The sequence below is a fragment of the Agaribacter marinus genome, from assembly GCF_030160655.1.
In the GTDB taxonomy this organism is placed as follows: Bacteria; Pseudomonadota; Gammaproteobacteria; order Enterobacterales; family Alteromonadaceae; genus Glaciecola; species Glaciecola marina.
Window position 1 is genome coordinate 1762788 of the sequence record NZ_BSOT01000005.1, and the last position, 19669, is coordinate 1782456.

The window sequence follows — 19669 nt, forward strand, 5'->3', positions numbered from 1 at the left end:
ATCAACCAATATAAACATAAGAGGGGTAACAAAATAATTGTGCAACTAAAAAAAATCGCTCTTTTAACGAAATGCATAGTCATTTCTCATCGACAATTGCTTGTTTCAGTGGCAATAAATTACCTTCCCACGAATACTCATTAATAATTCGTCTCCGAGAGGCATTTGCGATACTTTGCGTGTGGCTGTCAATTGCCAAGTAATCTATCTGCTGCATGAAACTGTCAGCATCATCGGCAATCAATATGTCTTCTTTATCCGAACAATTGATACCTTCAGCACCTTTAGTGGTAGTAATTACAGGCAGACCACACGCCATTGCTTGAAGAATTTTATTCTGCACGCCACGCGCAATAGTAAAAGGCGCAACAAAAATATCCGCTTGTTGGAAAAACTCAGTCACATCGTCTACTTTCCCTGTTACCTCTACTCCCTGTATACTTGATAACGCCATTATTTTTGCATTAGGAGACATGCCGACAACCTTAAACCTTGCAGAGGGCGTCTTCTTAATAATCATCGGCCAAACGTTATTCACAAACCAAAGGACGGCATCAACATTTGGTTTATAGTCCATTACGCCAACAAAAAGAAAAGATTTAGTGCCTGTCAACTCAGAGCTAACATGGTGCTTAGTGGAGATAGGGAAGAATTCCTCAGTATCAATCCCATTGCCAATGGCCAACGGCACTTTTGCATCTTCAGGTAAAAAAGTCGCCATGAGCTCAACTTCTTTGTCTGCAATTAAAAAGCACCGCTCGAATTTTCGGCAGCTTTTAACTTCAATATGTTCAATTAATCGCGCTTCTCTTCGATATACCAAGCGCATTGGAAATGATGCATTTTCAGCATATTGATGCCATTTATTAGAGTCAACATCCATAAAGTCACAGAATAAGCGAATATTGTGAGTTAAATTCCCTTTTTTCTTCCACCAGTATGGCGTAAGGCTTGACGCAGTAAACACCACATTTCGATACTTCTGAGTCTCTATAAGCGCATCAAAAAACGCTTGAATTTTGTTGTGGTAAAACTTCGCGACACTTAACGCCTCACCTTTAAACAAGCCCGCTATTAAGGTTAAAGGTGACGCCGATACCTTAATTGCATGCACAGGAATATTTAAACGCTGGGCTAGTTGGTCAGCATCTCGCATGTCATCATCCGTTTCAGCGGGTGACAACACCGTAATATCTACACCTTGTTCTACTAAAAATTTCAGCTGATGAAACGTACGTAGTTTTTCACCTTTATTTGGTGGGTACGGCACTCTTTGACAGACAAAAAGAACACTCATGATTTGCCATCTTTCATCGCTTCTTGGACTTTATCAACGAAATTGATGATGTGCTCCTTCTGCTCATCAGACAACTCGCCTTGCTTGCCATCTCTTATTACGGCAACTGCCAACAGCGCGCCAGACGCACTTCCATTTTTGAGTTTCGCCCACGTTTCATATAACTTCGCTTTCGCTTTGCTTGTGAATAAACGATTGTCAATTAGGTAGGCTGAATAAATTTCCATCGATGCATTCGTCACAGATACAACGTTATCCACATTGAACAGAAGACCATCATGTAATTGAACAGAACGCTTTGACGCTATTGTCCAGCGTTCTTGATTATATAAACGATCTTGATTTCTAACTATTTCACCGTCTGATGTCGAAAATAACGCCACATAATTGACAACTTCAGTACCATTTAACATATATGACTGTTGATATTTCGCCATTGCCTTGTCGTAATCAGGCTCCCAAAGCACACGACTTCTGCCATTATGCTTTGTTTGATTCATTTCAAACATATAGGAAGAATAATGCTTCGCGTTGTTTTGCGGTTCATCCAATGAATGAATTTTTATTAAGCCACTGGCAAAAAACAAAATTAACAACACACATGACGTAGGCCCTAAAGAAGAACCGGAATATGGACTACCCTGCAAAGTACTAGGCTTTGATGGAGGATCAGGTAGCTTCGATAATTTTTTAAGTTCTACTTTTCTTATCGCTTCACCAATTAAAAATAAAACGACCAACACAAACGCAAAGAAGAACCAGCCATAAATAAGATGATCTGCGCCAACCGCATGCTCCATGTCAGATAAATGACCAATCATGATGATGCCGTACACCCTGATGACATTTGCGACGACCGGAAAGACAATACTTAATGCAACAAATAACAGGCGCGTTTTTAATCGCTTTAAATTCAGGTATGCGTACAAATTTCCTAAAACAATAGATGCAATTAGAAAACTAATACCTGAACACGCTTCTGCAACTAAAAATTTACCTTCTGGGATTTCAATATACAGCCCGTTTTTAAATACAGGGACGCCTGACGCTTCCAATAGCATCACCGAAAAATCAGCAGCAATCTCTTGAAGATATGGCACCAATTCCTCGCCTACAGGAATACTGAAAAGAATAAAGAAGAGTGGGAACACCATATGCTTCGCTACGATATTTCCCAATAAGAACCACGTTATGGTAAGGAGCATGGAAAAGGTAGCGACATGCATGAACAGATTGATATCACCAGCATACCCAAACAGATACAATAGTAGTTGCATAAGAATTACAGGTAATAACCACCACTCAATTCTTGCGCAATGCCATGGAATTTCTTTACGCTTTTCCCAAACTAAATAGAGACATGCTGGTAAGACAATAAAACAATGATTGAATATTTCTGATATGTACCAGATTTCAATTGCAGTGGTTAACCCTTTCCACGTGAAAACAACCCAGAGGATACTAATTAGGGCTGCGAGCACGTATATCCATTTATTACTACCTAATCGTAATGGCATTTTTTATTCCCTTAGTAAATCCTCATAAACCTTATTCATGCTTGACCACTTGTAATCACGCATCAATTTAACCAGTTTATTCTCCATAGCCCCCAAATTGATATAGTGACGCAACTTCGATTTAAACGGTGCATTGTCAACGCGAGGCTGCTCTGGATCAATTTCCCAAGGGTGAAAATAGAAATTGTAAGGGTGCTCAATACTATTTACATAACGTTCAATGCGACGCTTTGACAACCAATATGGGAACAATCTAAAGTATCCACCACCGCCAATACCCTTGTTTATTCCCTTATGCTGAATCGTCGGAATAGGAATTTCGATAAGACCTTCTTGGCGTTTATGTGCAAATCTTGGCCAATGCGGTACGCCATACAAATCATGACTGATAGGATATGTGCTTGAAGAGTATTTGAAGCCAAACTCTACAAGCAATTCAAATACATATTCATTCGACTCATCAATTGAAAAACTAGGCGCCCGATAGCCTTGAATGGCCCGCCCTGTGATATCTTCCAATATAGCCTTACTATCACCAATATCTGTTCTAACTTGTGCGCGCGACATCGACGTGTTCCGACGATGATTCAATCCATGACTCGCAATTTCATGCCCTTCATTTACGATTCGCTTTACCAATTCAGGGCAACGTTTTGCAACCCAACCCAATGTAAAAAACGTCGCCTTAACGTCATTCTCATTGAACAAATCAATTAATCGATTGGTATTGTCTGCGACGCGTAAAGAAATACTATCCCAATCATTTGGTGAGATGACAGATTCGAAGGCAGACACATGAAAGTAGTCTTCAACATCTACTGTCATTGCATGTGTTTTGGTCTTACTTGAGTTACTCAAAAATTACCGTCCTTTGCCAAATAGTACGATTTCAACTGTTCTCACAAGTATCAATAGATCAAGCAAAAGACTTTGATGTTTTACATAGTACAAGTCGAACTTCAGTTTTTCTAGCGAATCCAACACACTCGCGCCATAAGGATAATTCAATTGTGCCCAACCGGCTAAGCCTGGTTTAACATTGTGTCGTTGTGCATAGTAAGGTACTTCTTTAATAAGCTGCTCGACAAACTGAGGACGTTCCGGTCGCGGACCAATGAACGACATTTCACCTCTAATCACGTTAAATAATTGAGGAAGTTCGTCAACGCGATATTTACGTATAAAGCCACCAATGGCGGTAACTCTAGAATCGTTTTTAGATGCCCACTTCGCACCATCTTTTTCAGCATCGGGCCTCATACTTCTAAATTTGAGGATATTAAATGACTTTCCGTCTTTGCCTATTCGCTCTTGTTTATACAACACGGATGTTTTTGTACGGTAACCATCATCCACATATATACATATTGCAGTTATCAACATGATTGGCCACGTAACAGATAATATAATTAGAGCAAGCGTGATATTTATCCAAAAATCGGCTAGCTGCCTGAAGTAGTTTTGAGACTGAAAGCCATTAGAATAAATAACCCAGCTTGGATACATTAAATCAACAGCGATTTGACCTGTTTCCCGCTCCATAAAATCAAGCAAGTCAGTCACTGTAATCCCTTTTAATCTGGCATCAAACAGCGTCGACACTGGCAATGTACCTCTGCGTTGATCGCTGGCTATAACAATTTCAGCGACCTCATTGTCAGCTAAAAAACGTTGCAATTCTTCATTTACATCGATATGTAAAAGGGTCTCGTTTTTAATACCGTTTTCGTTATCATCACCCGGCATTGGCACAAAGCCGATCAAGTCGAAATTAGCCCTATCGACGTCTCTGCGCATACGCTTTTCTATAACTGACGCCCTAACGCCTACGCCTAGCACAATAATTCTTGGCTTACTATAAAACGTGTCTGTCGTATGAATGTGGTAACGGAAAATCACCAACGACAAAATAATCAGCGGCACCGCCGTTGGCGCATATAATGGGTGAGGAGAAAATTCAGTAAACAAGACCCCTGAAAACATCGCAACGACAAAAAACGATAAAATCGCACTGACAAAAATACGTCGAATAATTCCTCTAAAAGGCTCTCTTAATTTGGCTTCATATAAACCGACGGATAAATTTATTATTACAACTGAAATGGTAAAAACCATAACATTTGCAAACGTAACAGACGTATTCGCAAGTTCAATTATATCTAACCACTTCAAACTCAAAGCAGCGAAATAAGCCACATATCCAATAATAGCAGCTTCACTTGCCACTAATTTATATGATCTGCGACTAGGAGATTGCTTTGATTTTGTCATATGAAGAAATAAAATCCTTGTATTAATAAGCTACCAAAGTTCTGATAAAACATACGGTTTGACCATCACATCCAAAACTGTTTTGCATTATAGTGGAATATATCGGTTGGTAAACCCAAGATTTTAATACATTATGGTGAAAATTATTTAGTCATAGTGCATAATCCTCAACTTAATAGCTGTTAGAGTTGAAAAACTCAGCATCTAATTGTGTTTTCGGGGTACTTATTAAGGAAAATAGCATGAAACCGTTGTCATTATTAGTTTCTATTTTAAGTGTATTAACAATCAGCACATTTTTGTCTGGTTGTGCAACATCTGAGTTACCTAGCGCTTCATCTCGGGCGTCACTAACAACCGATGTCAATGATTACCAATATCTTATTGGTCCGGGCGACCAATTGACCATATTTGTCTGGCGTAACCCTGAAATATCTGGGTCCTTTATCGTCAGGCCTGACGGTAAAGTCACAACGTCGTTAGTCGAAGACGTTGAGGTTGCAGGCCGCACTCCCAGTATGCTCGCAAGAGAATTGGAAGAGCAATTATCAACCTATATTAACAACCCAAGAGTGACCGTTTCTGTGGGTGGTTTTCAGGGTCCCTATAGCGAACAAGTCAGAGTCATCGGTGAAGCGTCTAACCCCAGAGCAATCAACTATACACAATACATGACCTTACTGGATTTAATGATTTCTGTCGGTGGCCTTACCGAATTTGCCGACGGCAACGACGCAAAGTTAGTTAGAGTAGTTGATGGTAAACAAGTGACTTATAACGTTTTTATTGAAGATCTCATAAAAGAAGGCGATATAACTAAGAATGTGGATATGCTTCCGGGTGATATCGTAATTATTCCTGAAGCCTGGTTCTAAATTAGGAATTTATAGAAATTTATGCAGGATTTACAACAAACTATCCAAATAGTGCTCGACTATATACGTGGTATTTGGATAAAGAAGCGTTACTTAATTATTTGTTCTTGGCTTGTTTGCCCTATTGGTTTTGTCTACGTCGCTAACATGCCTGATGTATATAAATCAGAAGCGCAAGTATATGTAGACACACGCTCAATGCTTGCGCCACTGCTTGCAGGCATATCAATATATACCAACCCTGAACAAGAAGTTCAGATGATGGCGAAAACACTGAAAAGCCGTTCAAATATTGAGGAAATTGCGAGGGAGTCCGATTTAGATATTACTGTTACAACTGACGCAGACTATGATCGCTTAATAGAGGAGCTTACCCAAGGTATTAGACTGCAGACGACCGGTAGAGAAAATATTTATACCATTTGGTATGAGCATCGACGTCCAGAGATGTCTAGAACTGTAGTACAAGAAACATTAGATATATTTGTTGAAGGTTCACTTGGTGGTAACCGGCGAGATACAGATAACGCATCTAGATTCTTAGATGAGCAAATAGCGGAATATGAATCAAGGTTGTCAGACGCTGAACAACAAAAAGCAGATTTTCAGCGGCAACACAGTGACATATTGCCGCTGCAAGGCAGCTTCCATAGTAATTTATCAACCATAAATGAGCAGCTTTCCTCCACAAGGCTTCAAATGAAAGAAGCCGAACAACAGATTGTATCACTTAAGACGAGACTTACCGGAAAACAAAAAGCATCTGACAGTTTTTCTGTAAGAAGTGATGGCGAAGCGCCGGTGATAACAACTCGCTTTGATTCAAGAATTTTGGCTCAAGAGGCAAAATTAGATGAACTAAAGTTACGTTTTACACCCAAACACCCCGACGTTATCGAAACCCAAAACTTACTGGATGCGCTAAAGTCATCTCGTGACAAAGAAATAGAGGCTTATCTAAACCAAGATTCATCTGAAGACGCCCCTGTGTTAAATCAATTGAATCAAGAGATAACGCTCGAAATTAGTCGGCTCGAAAGTCAAATTGCGTCATTAAAAGTACGTGAGACCGACTACGTCGCAAAAGTCGAAGACTTGCAGAATAAAATTGACTTAGTGCCTCAAATAGAAGCAGAAGGTCTGGCAAAAAATAGAAACTACGACATCATAAAAGGGAAATATGAAGAGCTACTTTCCCGGAAAGAAGCCGCTGATATCAGCGAACGAGCTGCTATCTCCTCTGAAGAGTTACAGTTTAGAATTATTAAACCACCTCTGGTGCCCAATGCACCTACTGGACCGAACCGTGTGATATTTTACACTGGTATTCTTTTTGTTGGCTTTGGTTTAGGTATCGCATTGGCCTTTTTAATGTCCCAATTAAACCCAGTGCTAGTTCGAGGGCATCAGTTAACGTTAATGACTGGATTCCCAGTACTTGGCGCAGTAACACACCTTGAAATAGATAAAATAATCGGACGTAATAGATTGAGATTATTGGTGTTTATTGCATCATCAGGAACAATAGTATTTATGTATGGTGTATTAGTTGCTGCTGATGTAATGAATATAAACCTGTTAAGCAAGGTGATGTCATGAAAAGTACTATAGAAAAAGCGCTTCAGAGGCAACAGCAAGCCAAAAAAAGTGACAATTCTCAAGCTAAAAATACCGAGACGGCGGCGCTTGCACAAGACGTAAAAAGTGAAATTGCGGATCATGTCGCAGAACCTCAAGCTGGAAAAAGTAGTAGCTTTACACCTGAAGAGAATTTTTTAGAAATTGATCTCGAACGTTTAGAGTCACTTGGTTTCGTTACTACGTCTGACCCTAGAAGACGAATTAACGAAGAATACAGAGAAATCAAACGAAAGTTGATACAAAATGCGTTTGGTCCACTGTCTAAAACGCTATCCAATAGCAATATTATTATGGTAACAAGTGCAAGGCCATCTGAAGGCAAGACGTTTACTGCGGTAAACTTGGCACTTAGCATAGCAGCAGAACAAGATAAAACAGTTTTGTTAGTAGATGCCGATGTGTTAAAACCCAATGTGCTAAAGACGCTAGATTTACGAGCAAAAAAAGGGTTAATGGATTACCTTTTGAGTGATAGCGAACCTCTCAGCCAATATATTTACCGCACAAATGTAGACAAACTCCGCATTATTCCTGCTGGAAGCTCTCATCACCTTTCAACAGAACTACTTGCTAGCGCTATAATGCATGAAACCGTAAATGAGTTTTCCACTCGTTACCCTGACAGAATAGTCATTATTGATACGCCGCCTATCATAGGTATAAATGAGTCAGCAATATTAGCGAGCTTTGCTGGGCAAGCAGTAGTTGTTGTTGAAGAGGGTAAATCAAAACTACCTGATATCGAAAGTTCCGTTGAACGTTTAAATCCAGATATGGCCGTAGGTTTTGTTGTCAATAAATCAATCAATATGACCGAAGCTGGCGGTTATTATGGCTACTACTATGGTCATGAACCGAAACCTGATAAAGAGTAATACGGTAAAGCAATGGATGCACTAAACGGAAATAAAAAATATTACTTTACGATTGCCTCTTTTATGTTCGTATTTGGCGCATCTGCTGCTGAAATTCATGTGAATGCTGGCGTCGAGAGTGAATACATCAATCAAACCATTGATGACTATACAAACAACTCGCAAATCGATTCTGACAACTTGATCTTCTCCCCATATTTGTCAGCTATTTACAATGCAAAACGGGTAAACTTCAATCTTAGAGCTGAACACAACCACGTTAGTCGCTCACTTGAAAGCAATACAGTTAAAAATAATTACACTAATTATAGTGGTAGATTTGGACTGAATTTAATTGATAACTTCTTACGGGTAACTGGCGACGCAAATCAAGGATATAGAGGACTCGCCGCCAATAGCTTTATTGTTGATGACTTTCTGTTAAATGCTGAGAATCTTGCAAAAACAAATTCGTACAGAGGTGCAGTTGAACTTTCGCTTCCTGCGAAGACGTATTTTGGTATTGACTCCACGCTGTCTTATTCAAATTTCACATCTGACAATCAACAAGGTAGTGACGCATTAGCCTTCGATAACGAAAGATACTTAGGGCGGGTAAATTTGTTTAGTGGACGTGACTTTAGGCCCTTCACAATGCAAATTCAGGGGACAAGCTCTGTCACCAAACGTTCAGAGCGTGAAGACTTTTTATCTAGTAACGTTGACGCCGATTTTCGTGCACCGTTGTTTACATCAGACCTGATGTTTACCGTTGTACTAAATTACGAAAATAATGAAATCGAAAACGATTTCAGTGAAATGAGCTCGCTAAGAGAGTTTTATTCTTACGGCGCAGGTTTGACTTGGCAAGTTTCCAGGAACAAACTGCTGCAGCTGACTTGGAATAATTCCAAAAAGGATGCCAGAGCTGGGGAAGACGATGAAACAGAGAGTTTTCTTGGGGGACGAATTAACTGGCAATTTTCACCAAGAACAGATTTACAAGCTCAGTTTACAAAACGCTTTTTTGGCGATGCTGCAAGCGTCTCTTTCAGTCATAACACGCGACATTGGCGCAACAACGTCAGCTACTCAGAAACGGTAACCACCAGTTCACAATTGCTCCAGAACGACCTTACCAGTTTTTTTGCATGTACCAATGGCAGCACAAGCATAGCGGATTGTGAATTATTGGACTCTCTGGATCCTGCATCCCTTCCACCTGACGCGATTTTTGTACCCTTCGTTGAAACGAACTTTGAACTAAGTGATAGCGTTATTATTCGTAAAAATGCTCAATATACCAGCGCCGTTCAAAGACGTAGAACTAACATTTCGTTTAGCGTTGCGCAAAGTATAGATGAAGATATAGAAAGAAGTTTAGAAACCACAACAGACTCAATTCAACTTACATCGTCTATAGGGTTTAGCCCTCGTACAACAATGAGAGCAACCTTAAGGTATGCTGATGTTAACAGAGTTAGGGCTGACGAAGACCTAAATTCTAGAATTAATGAATTTAGTCTAAACATTGAAAGGCGCTTTTCAAAAAGTTTATTTGCATCAATTGGCTATAACTATCTAGATAGAAGCGGTGACGCCATTGGTAGCATAGGAGGTAACTTTGGCGGAATTGATGGGCCACTTACTGACAATCGAATTACGGCATCAATACGCTACCAGTTGAGTAAACGCTAACACATCAATTAGCTTATTTAGTTGTTAACCGGTTGGCGTGTTTATCTCCAATAAATACAGATTTAAAAGAGATAAACACTTCATCGATTATTTATCATCATCCGTTTTTAAACGAACATATGTTTGGTATTTCTTTTTCAGAAGTTTGTCGATATATTGCGTTAGTTTAATTTTATGCTTAATAGCATCGTCAAGCGCATCGACTAACTCTTCCAACATCGCTTTATAATAGGCAGCTTCTTGAATTTTATTGCCATTGGGCGTAATGAGTTCAGGAATTTCCTGAACATTATCAGAATGATTGGGCGTTGTCCCTTGACTTGCAGGTGTGTGTATTGCGTCGTGCTGCTGGGTCTCGTTCATTTCCGGTTTATCGTCATCGGACACAAACATTTCGGCCTTAACTTCTTGAATAACTTGTGATGCCGCTTCTTCGTCAATATTATCTAGTTCTTCTAAGAAACCAAACAATAATACACGATCCATCAAGGTATTTACTTTTCTTGGCACGCCATTAGTAAATTTAAAAATTGCATCAAAGGCATCGTTAGAAATAAGCTTCGTTTGTGTTGAACCTGCATGCTCTAAACGATATTGAATATACTCTTGCATTTCTTCCCTGTTCAACGGCGTTAAATGACAAGATGCCACGATTCGTTGCCTAAACTGTTCCATATTCGGCGCACGAAGAATGGGTTGAAGCTCAGCCTGTCCCAACAAAAAACTCTGTAACAATGGTTTTCCAGCTTCTTGAAAGTTAGACAGCATTCTAAGTTCTTCAATCGTTTCTAAGGGTAAATTTTGTGCTTCATCAACCAATAAAAGCGCACGCTTTCCTTGAGCAGCCAAGGACTGAAGAAAACCTTGAATGGCTTCAAGCAAATCAGATTTTGTCTTTCCCTCTACTGGCAACATTAACTTAGATGCGACCATTTTGATGAGTTCATCTGGACTTAGCTTGGGTGTCACTATTTGTACAGCGTAGATATCATTTTCAATATCATTTAATAAGCTATTGGCAATCGTTGTTTTTCCAGTGCCTATATCACCCGTTATAACGATAAAACCTTCAGCTTGAGAAAGCCCATATTGAAGATAAGACATGGCTCTTTTATGTAGCTTACTTGCGTAAAAAAACTCAGGATCAGGTGTAAGCTGAAACGGTTTTGAATCTAGTCCATAATAACTTTCGTACATTTTATTTCTAATCCCAATGTATAAATTTGACGGTAATATCCTCTATTTCCATCATCCTAAGTGTTTACAGCGCTAACTATCTTACCTACAGAACAGCTTATTTTACCTCTGTTACTGCTGCTTATCTATAATTTGCGTAATGATAGCACTTGTCGATACACCATCTTCAAATGTTAGTGCTTTTACTTCACCGCCGTTCTCAATGACTTCAGCACCGCCTACGATGTCTTCTAATTTATAATCACCACCTTTTACCAGGACATCGGGCAGAAGCGCAGATATTATTCTTTGTGGGGTATCTTCAGTAAATTCAACAACCCAATCAACCGATTGCAATCCAGCCAACACAGCCATACGTCGATTACAAGGGTTTACGGGTCTACCAATGCCTTTCAAGCGCGTCACCGAATCATCGCCGTTAACGGCGACTATTAATCTATCGCCCAACGCCGCTGCTTCCTTTAGGTAGCTCACATGCCCTGCATGCAAAATATCAAAACATCCGTTCGTAAATACAATTTTTTCACCGCGCAATTTTGCCTGTTTAAGCGCCTGAATCAGTTGAAGCTCTGACATTACGCCACCATCAAGCGCTTTATGAGAGTTCATTGCTAACGCAAGTTCTGTGCTGGTAACAGTACTTGTGCCTAATTTTCCAACAACGACACCTGCTGCATGGTTAGCCAACTGACAGGCTAAGGGCATACTACACCCCGTAGCAATGGTACAAGCAAGAGTAGAAACGACTGTATCTCCCGCGCCTGTCACGTCAAACACCTCTTTTGCAAGCGCCGGCGAGTGATATACTTCAGGGGGAGCGTACAGGGTCATCCCATTTTCAGAACGTGTGAGCAATATGTTATCTACACCAATCTCTTTACATGCGCCTAATGCCACCTGTTTCAGTGACTCTTCGTCGGCGTATGTGCCGAACACCGTGGCAAACTCATTCATATTTGGTGTGATTAGCGTCGCACCCGCATATTTTCTGAAATCATGTCCTTTAGGGTCCACAATCACCGGCACGGCGCGCTCGTTAGCATATTTGATTAAATCACTGACGTGACTTAAGGAACCTTTGCTATAATCTGAGAGTACGACTACATCTATTTCATTTAACACAGCGCAGAATCGGTGAAACAACTCAGACTTATCAATTTCGGCAAATGACTTTTCAAAATCCAAACGCAGCAATTGCTGGTTACGGCTCATAATGCGAAGTTTAGTAATAGTATCGAACTCATTCACTCGAATTAAATCAGCGTCAATACCATAAGCTGAGAGTTTAGTTTCTAGAATATCCGCACACTCATCATTGCCTGTAAACCCCATGATCTTGACCTGCGCTCCCAAAGTTGCGGCATTTACGGCAACATTAGCGGCACCACCTGGACGGTCTTCAATATCTTTAACATTTACGACTGGCACAGGTGCCTCAGGCGAGATACGCCCAGTGGCACCCGTCCAATACCGATCAAGCATAAGATCGCCGACAATGAGTAAACGTGCTTGACTAAAATCTGGTAATTGCATTGTGAATGAGTATTATCGCTAAATAAGAATGTTTGGCGAGTATACCAGTGAATCAAAAAAAAGCAGCAAGACCTTGGTTTATCTACCTTATAAAAACCGTCCAAGATACCTTATATTGTGGCGTGACAACCTGTATAGAACGAAGGTTAAAAGAGCATCGTAATCAATCCATTAAAACCGCTAAAGCACTTAGGGGAAAGGCGCCACTGACCTTGGTTTACGCCGCGAGCATTGACAACAAGTCGGACGCACTAAAGACCGAAATTTGGGTCAAAAAACAAAAAAGAACACAAAAATTATCACTCATCCGCGGCGATATACTACTACCAATCGCGCACTGCCGGATAGAGGCAAATGTGTTTAATCCGCCCGACTAATGCCGACAACCTTTTTACACACCGACAAATACGTTCGTAAATAACAACGCAATCCCAATGGATAGCACAGCCTCTATGCTGGCAATACCAATATTATGCTGCAGTGCAACTTCTGACTTCCAATTTACGCCCAACAAAACTACGCGTTTAGCGAGCGACGTTAATCCCATCAATACAAATGCTAGGCCTAAACCAACAATCAACCACCCTGTAACGTTGCTCACATAAGCAATGGGGTCAAACGCCAATAAACGAGATGCAGAAGACACCGCTATTGCGATACCAATTAAATTTCCGCTGTGTTGAATAGCTAAGGCTATTTGACCGTTGCATAGCGTTTCTTGAAACGAATTATTTTGATTGTTTTCTGCATAACGATATTCATATAGCCGTGTCGCAAAAAGTAACACCGCTAACACCACCAATGCACCAGAGAATACTGCTATGAAGGCATTAATGTCTGCCCCCTGCGCCCAGTCAATAATACTCTTTGTAATGATCGCGGCAGAAATGGCGCTTGAGGCGTCGACAAGCGCGACCGACACATTTTTTTCACTTATCATCAAGTCTTTGTCTAAGCGATTTAGCACTAACTTGTCGTGCGCAAAGCGACCAATTTTTACCAACAAAATCCCCATACCACCAAACAACAACATCCCAATGGCTGCCGCTTCATACCCCATACCGATGTGCCGCCCTACAACCGCTGACAAAACAATAGTAAGAGACAACATCCGTCCGGCAATACTAATGCCGAAGGCAAAATTATCTTTTTCTCCTAATTCTTGGCGAACACTAATTTTTGTAAACACGCCCGACAAGGAGCGGATCGCAAATAATAAAAGTACCGCTATACCAATATCGATAGCCAAATATATGGGCGTATCACTAGCGATTGGAAGAAATTTTACCAATTGTTCCATAATAAAAAATAGATCCCTACTTGGGCATATTACCCTAGCGCATGTTCAACATTGCTAGCGTAAAAATACCCCTCAAGTTGCGGTGGCATGTTGTATTCTTATAGTATGGTCAAAACCATGTAAATACAAAGATATTGATGTTAAGAGCTTCCCAAAATCAAACGCAACTTGCAGATGAGATATTCGACTATTGGCTCACGCAAACTGACCAAACAAGCACAATATCTGTCCATACTGATGAAAAAACTAAACTCATCAAAATATTTACCCTGAGTGACTTTGTAAGCAGAATAGCGGCGCAATTCAAGGAGGAGTTTAGCCTTCGTTTTTTTTATTTGATCACCGAAAATGGTATTGATGATCCTAACTATGACCAATCAAGACTTTCATTTGACCAACGCTGCAAATATCTTTTAGAAAATAGTGAATCCGAGAGTGAGCTATTTAACAATATTCGAATATTCAGGCAAATAGAAATGAGCATGATTGCATGCGCTGATTTACTCGCCCTGCATGATATCGAGTCTTCTATGCAAAAAGTATCGGATTTGGCAGACACAATAATTATTCACACCTACCAATGGCTGTATAAGCACCTAACGCACCGTTACGGAGAAGTACTAGGGTGTGACGGTAACAAACAACATCTGCAAATTATGGCGATGGGAAAGTTGGGGGGAAGAGAACTAAATTTTTCATCCGATATTGATCTAATCTTTGCTTACCCAATGGTTGGAGAAACAGAACACCCACGCAAGCCCACTGAGTATCAAGTATTTTTTACCAAATTGGCACAAAAACTCATCGCGGCACTTGACCAGATCAATCAGTACGGTCGCGCATACAGAGTAGATATGCGCTTGCGACCACTAGGTGATAGCGGCCCCTTAGTCATGCCTTTTAGCGCCTTTGAAAATTATTATCAAGAACAAGGTCGAGAATGGGAACGCTTTGCGATGCAAAAAATGCGGATCATCAATGATGAACTCGAAGAAAATAAAGAATATTCCGCCGACCTATACGCTATTGTGAAACCCTTTGTGTATCGCAAGTACCTAGATTTTACGACAGTTGATTCGATTAGAGAGATGAAAACGCTCATCGAAAATGAAGTTCGCAGAAAGCAAATTACTTACAATATAAAATTGGGTAAGGGCGGCATAAGAGAAATAGAGTTTTTTGTTCAAAGTTTGCAGCTAATTCATGCCGGTCGCCATACCCAATGTCAGCAAAGACCTTTATTAAAATCCTTACAAGCGCTTACCGCCGAAGCATTCATTACATGTGAAACTCAAAATCAACTAAAGGTACATTATTTGAGGCTTCGAGAAATCGAACAGTATCTTCAAATATTCAATGATGCGCAAACGCAAACGCTGCCAGACAATGCCACTGACCAAGCGCGATTAAGTGAGCTTATGGGACATACATCATACAATGCATGCATCCAAGAAATCGACGAAATAATGCACAGTGTTCATCAATTTTTTAGGCTCGTTATTGACAACCCTAATCATGAAGAGGACACAGAAAGTCAGGCCAATACAGTTTGTAAAGAACTGTGGTCATTGAGGCTTAGTGAAGCCGAACAGTCGACATTGCTGAAAGACGTGTTTCCCGAAGCGGTAGACCCGGCATTATTTACCGAGCTCAATACATTTAGAGAGAAAGTTAAAAAGACGCCAATATCAGAAAAGGGCCGCCGTTCACTCGATAAATTGATGCCGTTAATACTGACCGAGCTACTTGAGTACACTGGCAATAGTTTCTCTCCAAGAGTATCGGGGTGTTTTAAAATTTTGAGTACAATTTTGGGGCGCACAACCTACATTGACTTGTTAGAAGAGACGCCTGCAGTGCGGGAACGATTACTGCTCCTTTGTGAAAAAAGTACATGGGTGGCGAGTCAAATTGCAAATTTCCCAATCTTACTAGACGAATTGCTACACCCAAGTTATCTAATACCAGAAAATCTTTCGTTAGAAGCGTTCAAAACAAAGTGTAAAGCCGAATTGCGAGAATTCTTGCTGAGAGTCCCCGAAGATGATGAAGAAGCCCAAATGGATGCACTTCGTCAGTTTAAACACACACAGCAACTTCGTATTGCCGCAGCAGACATCAGCGGAACACTCGCAATTACAAAAGTCAGCGACCACCTAAGCATGTTAGCAGAAGTATTACTTGACGAAGTTGTTGCTCAAGCTTGGCGGCAAATTTCCCATAAATTTGGTCGACCCAATAACCTATATAGTCCAGGAAATTTCGCCATAGTAGGGTATGGGAAATTCGGTGGATATGAACTCAGTTACGGATCGGATTTAGATATTGTATGCATTTACGACGCTGTTAGAGATAAAACGACTGACGGCAGTGGCACGAGAAAACCCATCACTATCCAAGAATTTTATGTCAAACTCGTGCAACGAATTTCCCACCTGTGTATTACCCAAACTTATCAAGGTATCTTGTATGAAATTGATTTAAGGCTCCGCCCAGCCGGTAACTCAGGCTTACTAATAAGTCATATAGACAGCTTTAGTGACTATCAGCATTCAGACGCATGGACATGGGAACACCAAGCACTAGTTCGCTCACGTCTAGTATATGGAAGTGAAGATTTAAATAGCGCTTTTAATGCCATCAAACGCAAAATATTAACGCAAGAACGAAACGCTAGCGATTTAGCAAACGATATTTTAACGATGCGAAATAAGATGCGCTCGCACCTGGACAAAAGTACAGAAGACAATATTGACATTAAGCAGGCACTCGGCGGAATAGTGGATATCGAATTTGGCGTACAATTTTTAGTATTACTTAACGCATCCAAGTTCCCGCAATTGGCAAAATGGTCGGACAATTTACGTTTACTTGATGAAATACAAAATACGGAATTATTAAGTGAAAAAGCGTGTAATGATTTGAGAGAAGCCTTCTTAGGTCTGCGACACTTAGGTCATCACATGCAGCTCGCAGAAAAAAGCTTACATGAGCCAACACAAGAATTATCTTTTTTAATGCAAAAAGTAATAGTATCAAGTCCGGTGTTTAATTTGGATACACTAATAAATTAGCGTCATTCGTTTATTGCAGATTTGATCTGAGCGCCATATTCATAAAATGCGCGCTCAGTCCTAATCAAGTTAAAATGATTCAAACCAAATGCATAAGACCAATCAAATTCTCCGTTCATATGCCCTACCGAGAAAAATTTAAAATTCGTAAAACCTGCCTGTAAAACAAGCTTATGCAGGCGCTCAGTATGTGTGGTACTGGAAACAAGCGCAAGTTTAGCTTTATTGGACAATCGTCGCTTGATTGCCAGCACTTCTTCTTTCGTATTTGTACCAACCGACAACGCTATAATTTTGTCTTCGTCAACACCTAGTTCGAGCAAAAGAGCGTATGCTTTTTCGGCGTAAACCACATCGGATTCAGGAATAAAACGGCCACCAGTAAGTACTATCGTTGCCCCTGATTTTTTATGCAATAGTACAGCTTGGACTAACCTTTTTAGTGAACAATCAGACCACCGGCTGATCATTGGAATATCACTATTGTCTTGATAATAACAAGCCAACACGTGAATGTAGTAGTCATCACTTACTTCCATATATTGACTTTGAACAGCCTTACTATAGCTCTCCAGCGGCTGAGTAACTAAATAGCTAAACCAGGTTTGCGAACAAAGCATTATCCAACTGAAAGCAAAAATAGGTGCACTCACAACTATCTTTTTAACACTGTGTTTTTTGACTTTACGTAAACAAGCGAACAATAAGCCAATCACGAAAATTAAAATGGCCTGATTAATCGGACTAATTAGAAATTTGGCAATGCCGTCGATCATCTGAAAATAAGAAAGTTAGGTATGTAAAACCAGAAGAATACCACATTTGCCTTCTAGGTATGTGGAATCACTAAAGTTTAATAAAAACTCTGGTAGCGTTGGCAATTTAACTCTAAATACTCAGTCGCATTGTCGGTAATAATGATCGTCCTTTTTTTACCGCAAAAATATACACGTACTTGCTTTTCAAAATTGGCATCGATAGCACCGGCTATTTCATACAACATGCCGGCAACAGAGTTCTCGGAAGTAAATCGTTTTTTTATGACAAAATCTTGATTCAAATCCCAAATCAAGGTCATTCCTCCATCCATTGCATGTTGTTTTGCTTCTTTTTTGAGTGTACTCCCACTGCCAAACGCGCGTTGCTTATATGCCCCTTCCCAATTGTCTAGTGGTGGAAAATTTACTTTTGTCACAGACTTTATTTGTTGGTCAATAGGTGTATCGTCTTTTTCATTGGGGATAACATAGTCGCCATATTTCTCTTTGATTGGGTCGCGAGAGGTTTGCCGAAACTTAGAATAAAACCGACTGACACTATCTTGAAGGGAATTGCTCGAGGGCCTTGTTTTTGGCGCTGAAGCACTTTCTGGAGAGCCTGTATCTTCTGGCATGAATAGCAAAAACGCAATAGCACCAGCAATTACCACTAGCATGACTATGATTCTCGTAAACCAAAATTTAAAATTACTCGAGCTGCTCATATAAAGATTCAGGTGCCTCTGGTGGACGCGTTTTAAACCGTTTATGCATCCATAAATAACTGTCTGGCTGTAACTCCACTAAAGACAAAATATCTTTATTCAGCAGAGTTAGCGCTTCATGTTTATCTTTATCGGCAAAATACTCAATCGCTGGAAGAAATTTTATCTTGTAACCACGACGAGTGTACATTGACGATACCAACAAAGGTTCACAATTTGCGCGTTCAGCAAACATTAAGGTGGCGGTTGTTGTAGCCGTATGACTCACGCCGCCAAACGGTACAAAAATACTTTGCGCCGCGCCATAATCTTGGTCAGGCAAATACAGGCAAAATTCACCATTATTTAGTGCTTGAATAAACGCTTTTGCATTACGCTTGTCCACCATGTATTTATTTGCTCGATTTCTGCCATGGTATTGCAAGTAATCCACTAAAGGATTGTTGTGTTTTCGGTAAAAACCAATGCTAGGATGAATGTAACCGACAGATCTGCAGCCAAATTCTAAATTGACGTTGTGTAAGGCTAAACCAAATACCCCTTTCCCAGACGCGAGTATTTTTTCAACATGCTCGAAGCCTTCATATTCAACATGTTTTTGCACTCGCCACGCAGGCCACCACCAGCCCATGGCAGTTTCAAACAATGCCATACCTGTCCGGTCAATATTTGCCTGAAAGACGTCTTGTTGCTTACGCGTTGACCAATGGGGAAACGTTAATGCAATATTTCGCTTAGCAACGGCTACTCGTTTAGGCGCAATCCGACCTAACAAACGACCAAAGCCTTTACCTAGTATACGAATGAGTGAAAATGGCAACCATGAAATAATGTATAGAATCAATACTCCCAGCCAAACATGCCAATAATTAGGAAGCAAAAAACGAAGGGTAAATCGAGGAGCAGAAACAGATTTTACGGCCACAAAA

The 19669-nt window shown here is 40.4% G+C and carries 16 protein-coding genes; 6 read left to right on the forward strand and 10 right to left on the reverse strand.

Translation table 11 applies throughout. The annotated features are described in order from the left end of the window. Positions 1-79: 79 nt before the first annotated feature. The 4 genes from QQK00_RS09375 to QQK00_RS09390 are packed head-to-tail and all read right to left on the reverse strand — an operon-like array spanning position 80 to position 5085. Complete coding sequence (locus QQK00_RS09375) at positions 80-1297, reverse strand: TIGR03087 family PEP-CTERM/XrtA system glycosyltransferase (RefSeq protein ID WP_284217213.1); 1218 nt, start codon at positions 1295-1297, stop codon at positions 80-82. Beyond that, entirely contained in the window at positions 1294-2814 is a 1521-nt protein-coding gene (gene xrtA / locus QQK00_RS09380; protein ID WP_284217214.1) for an exosortase A, read from the reverse strand. The genes QQK00_RS09375 and xrtA overlap by 4 nt, the downstream gene beginning before the upstream one ends. Before the next feature lie 3 nt (positions 2815-2817). Beyond that, the gene (locus tag QQK00_RS09385; protein WP_284217590.1) at positions 2818-3639 is read right to left on the reverse strand and encodes an XrtA system polysaccharide deacetylase; all 822 of its coding nucleotides are present in this window, start codon (positions 3637-3639) and stop codon (positions 2818-2820) included. A gap of 36 nt (positions 3640-3675) precedes the next feature. Continuing rightward, positions 3676-5085: a TIGR03013 family XrtA/PEP-CTERM system glycosyltransferase gene (locus QQK00_RS09390; protein WP_284217215.1), complete on the reverse strand. Its 1410-nt coding sequence runs from the start codon at positions 5083-5085 to the stop codon at positions 3676-3678. 242 nt (positions 5086-5327) lie between these two features. On the opposite strand from QQK00_RS09390, the gene QQK00_RS09395 reads away from it, so the two are divergent. The 4 genes from QQK00_RS09395 to QQK00_RS09410 are packed head-to-tail and all read left to right on the forward strand — an operon-like array spanning position 5328 to position 10153. Beyond that, a complete protein-coding gene (locus tag QQK00_RS09395) occupies positions 5328-5960 on the forward strand; it encodes an XrtA/PEP-CTERM system exopolysaccharide export protein (protein WP_284217216.1) in 633 nt (210 codons plus the stop codon). A gap of 21 nt (positions 5961-5981) precedes the next feature. Further along, entirely contained in the window at positions 5982-7559 is a 1578-nt protein-coding gene (locus tag QQK00_RS09400; protein ID WP_284217217.1) for an XrtA system polysaccharide chain length determinant, read from the forward strand. Further along, positions 7556-8476 (forward strand): XrtA-associated tyrosine autokinase, encoded by a 921-nt coding sequence (locus QQK00_RS09405; protein ID WP_284217218.1) that lies wholly within the window; start codon positions 7556-7558, stop codon positions 8474-8476. Before QQK00_RS09400 ends, QQK00_RS09405 begins: the two co-directional genes overlap by 4 nt. 12 nt (positions 8477-8488) lie before the next feature. Continuing rightward, a complete protein-coding gene (locus tag QQK00_RS09410; protein ID WP_284217219.1) occupies positions 8489-10153 on the forward strand; it encodes a hypothetical protein in 1665 nt (554 codons plus the stop codon). 87 nt (positions 10154-10240) lie between these two features. Here the strand turns inward: QQK00_RS09410 and QQK00_RS09415 are convergent, their stop codons facing one another. Both QQK00_RS09415 and hldE read right to left on the reverse strand, forming a co-directional pair. Beyond that, positions 10241-11350, reverse strand: coding sequence for an XrtA/PEP-CTERM system-associated ATPase (locus QQK00_RS09415; protein WP_284217220.1), 1110 nt, complete (start codon positions 11348-11350; stop codon positions 10241-10243). Positions 11351-11461: 111 nt separating this feature from the next. Then, on the reverse strand, positions 11462-12883 hold the full coding sequence (hldE, locus tag QQK00_RS09420) for a bifunctional D-glycero-beta-D-manno-heptose-7-phosphate kinase/D-glycero-beta-D-manno-heptose 1-phosphate adenylyltransferase HldE (RefSeq protein ID WP_284217221.1): 1422 nt from the start codon (positions 12881-12883) through the stop codon (positions 11462-11464). A 47-nt stretch (positions 12884-12930) separates the two neighbouring features. On the opposite strand from hldE, the gene QQK00_RS09425 reads away from it, so the two are divergent. Beyond that, on the forward strand, positions 12931-13260 hold the full coding sequence (locus QQK00_RS09425; RefSeq protein WP_284217222.1) for a GIY-YIG nuclease family protein: 330 nt from the start codon (positions 12931-12933) through the stop codon (positions 13258-13260). Positions 13261-13274: 14 nt separating this feature from the next. On the opposite strand, the gene QQK00_RS09430 is transcribed toward QQK00_RS09425, so the two are convergent. Beyond that, positions 13275-14183 carry a DUF350 domain-containing protein gene (locus QQK00_RS09430; RefSeq protein ID WP_284217223.1) on the reverse strand — a complete coding sequence of 303 codons (909 nt, stop codon included), beginning with the start codon at positions 14181-14183 and terminating at the stop codon, positions 13275-13277. A 137-nt stretch (positions 14184-14320) separates the two neighbouring features. Here QQK00_RS09430 and glnE point away from each other — a divergent pair, with 137 nt between their 5' ends. Beyond that, positions 14321-17257, forward strand: coding sequence for a bifunctional [glutamate--ammonia ligase]-adenylyl-L-tyrosine phosphorylase/[glutamate--ammonia-ligase] adenylyltransferase (gene glnE / locus QQK00_RS09435; protein WP_284217224.1), 2937 nt, complete (start codon positions 14321-14323; stop codon positions 17255-17257). 2 nt (positions 17258-17259) lie between these two features. Here the strand turns inward: glnE and QQK00_RS09440 are convergent, their stop codons facing one another. From QQK00_RS09440 to lpxL, 3 genes are all read right to left on the reverse strand, one after another. Further along, positions 17260-17973: a YdcF family protein gene (locus QQK00_RS09440; RefSeq protein ID WP_284217225.1), complete on the reverse strand. Its 714-nt coding sequence runs from the start codon at positions 17971-17973 to the stop codon at positions 17260-17262. Between the two features lie 137 nt (positions 17974-18110). Continuing rightward, a complete protein-coding gene (locus tag QQK00_RS09445; protein ID WP_284217226.1) occupies positions 18111-18692 on the reverse strand; it encodes a TcpQ domain-containing protein in 582 nt (193 codons plus the stop codon). 31 nt (positions 18693-18723) lie between these two features. Next, entirely contained in the window at positions 18724-19665 is a 942-nt protein-coding gene (lpxL, locus tag QQK00_RS09450; RefSeq protein WP_284217227.1) for an LpxL/LpxP family Kdo(2)-lipid IV(A) lauroyl/palmitoleoyl acyltransferase, read from the reverse strand. Between the last annotated feature and the right edge of the window lie 4 nt (positions 19666-19669).

Coding starts and splice junctions, on each gene's coding strand:
- QQK00_RS09375 (WP_284217213.1), bottom strand. CDS start 1,297: ATGAGTGTTCTTTTTGTCTGTCAAAGAGTGCCGTACCCACCAAATAAA.
- glnE (WP_284217224.1), top strand. CDS start 14,321: ATGTTAAGAGCTTCCCAAAATCAAACGCAACTTGCAGATGAGATATTC.
- QQK00_RS09390 (WP_284217215.1), bottom strand. CDS start 5,085: ATGACAAAATCAAAGCAATCTCCTAGTCGCAGATCATATAAATTAGTG.
- QQK00_RS09430 (WP_284217223.1), bottom strand. CDS start 14,183: ATGGAACAATTGGTAAAATTTCTTCCAATCGCTAGTGATACGCCCATA.
- QQK00_RS09400 (WP_284217217.1), top strand. CDS start 5,982: ATGCAGGATTTACAACAAACTATCCAAATAGTGCTCGACTATATACGT.
- QQK00_RS09415 (WP_284217220.1), bottom strand. CDS start 11,350: ATGTACGAAAGTTATTATGGACTAGATTCAAAACCGTTTCAGCTTACA.
- xrtA (WP_284217214.1), bottom strand. CDS start 2,814: ATGCCATTACGATTAGGTAGTAATAAATGGATATACGTGCTCGCAGCC.
- hldE (WP_284217221.1), bottom strand. CDS start 12,883: ATGCAATTACCAGATTTTAGTCAAGCACGTTTACTCATTGTCGGCGAT.
- QQK00_RS09385 (WP_284217590.1), bottom strand. CDS start 3,639: ATGACAGTAGATGTTGAAGACTACTTTCATGTGTCTGCCTTCGAATCT.
- QQK00_RS09405 (WP_284217218.1), top strand. CDS start 7,556: ATGAAAAGTACTATAGAAAAAGCGCTTCAGAGGCAACAGCAAGCCAAA.
- QQK00_RS09410 (WP_284217219.1), top strand. CDS start 8,489: ATGGATGCACTAAACGGAAATAAAAAATATTACTTTACGATTGCCTCT.
- QQK00_RS09395 (WP_284217216.1), top strand. CDS start 5,328: ATGAAACCGTTGTCATTATTAGTTTCTATTTTAAGTGTATTAACAATC.
- QQK00_RS09445 (WP_284217226.1), bottom strand. CDS start 18,692: ATGCTAGTGGTAATTGCTGGTGCTATTGCGTTTTTGCTATTCATGCCA.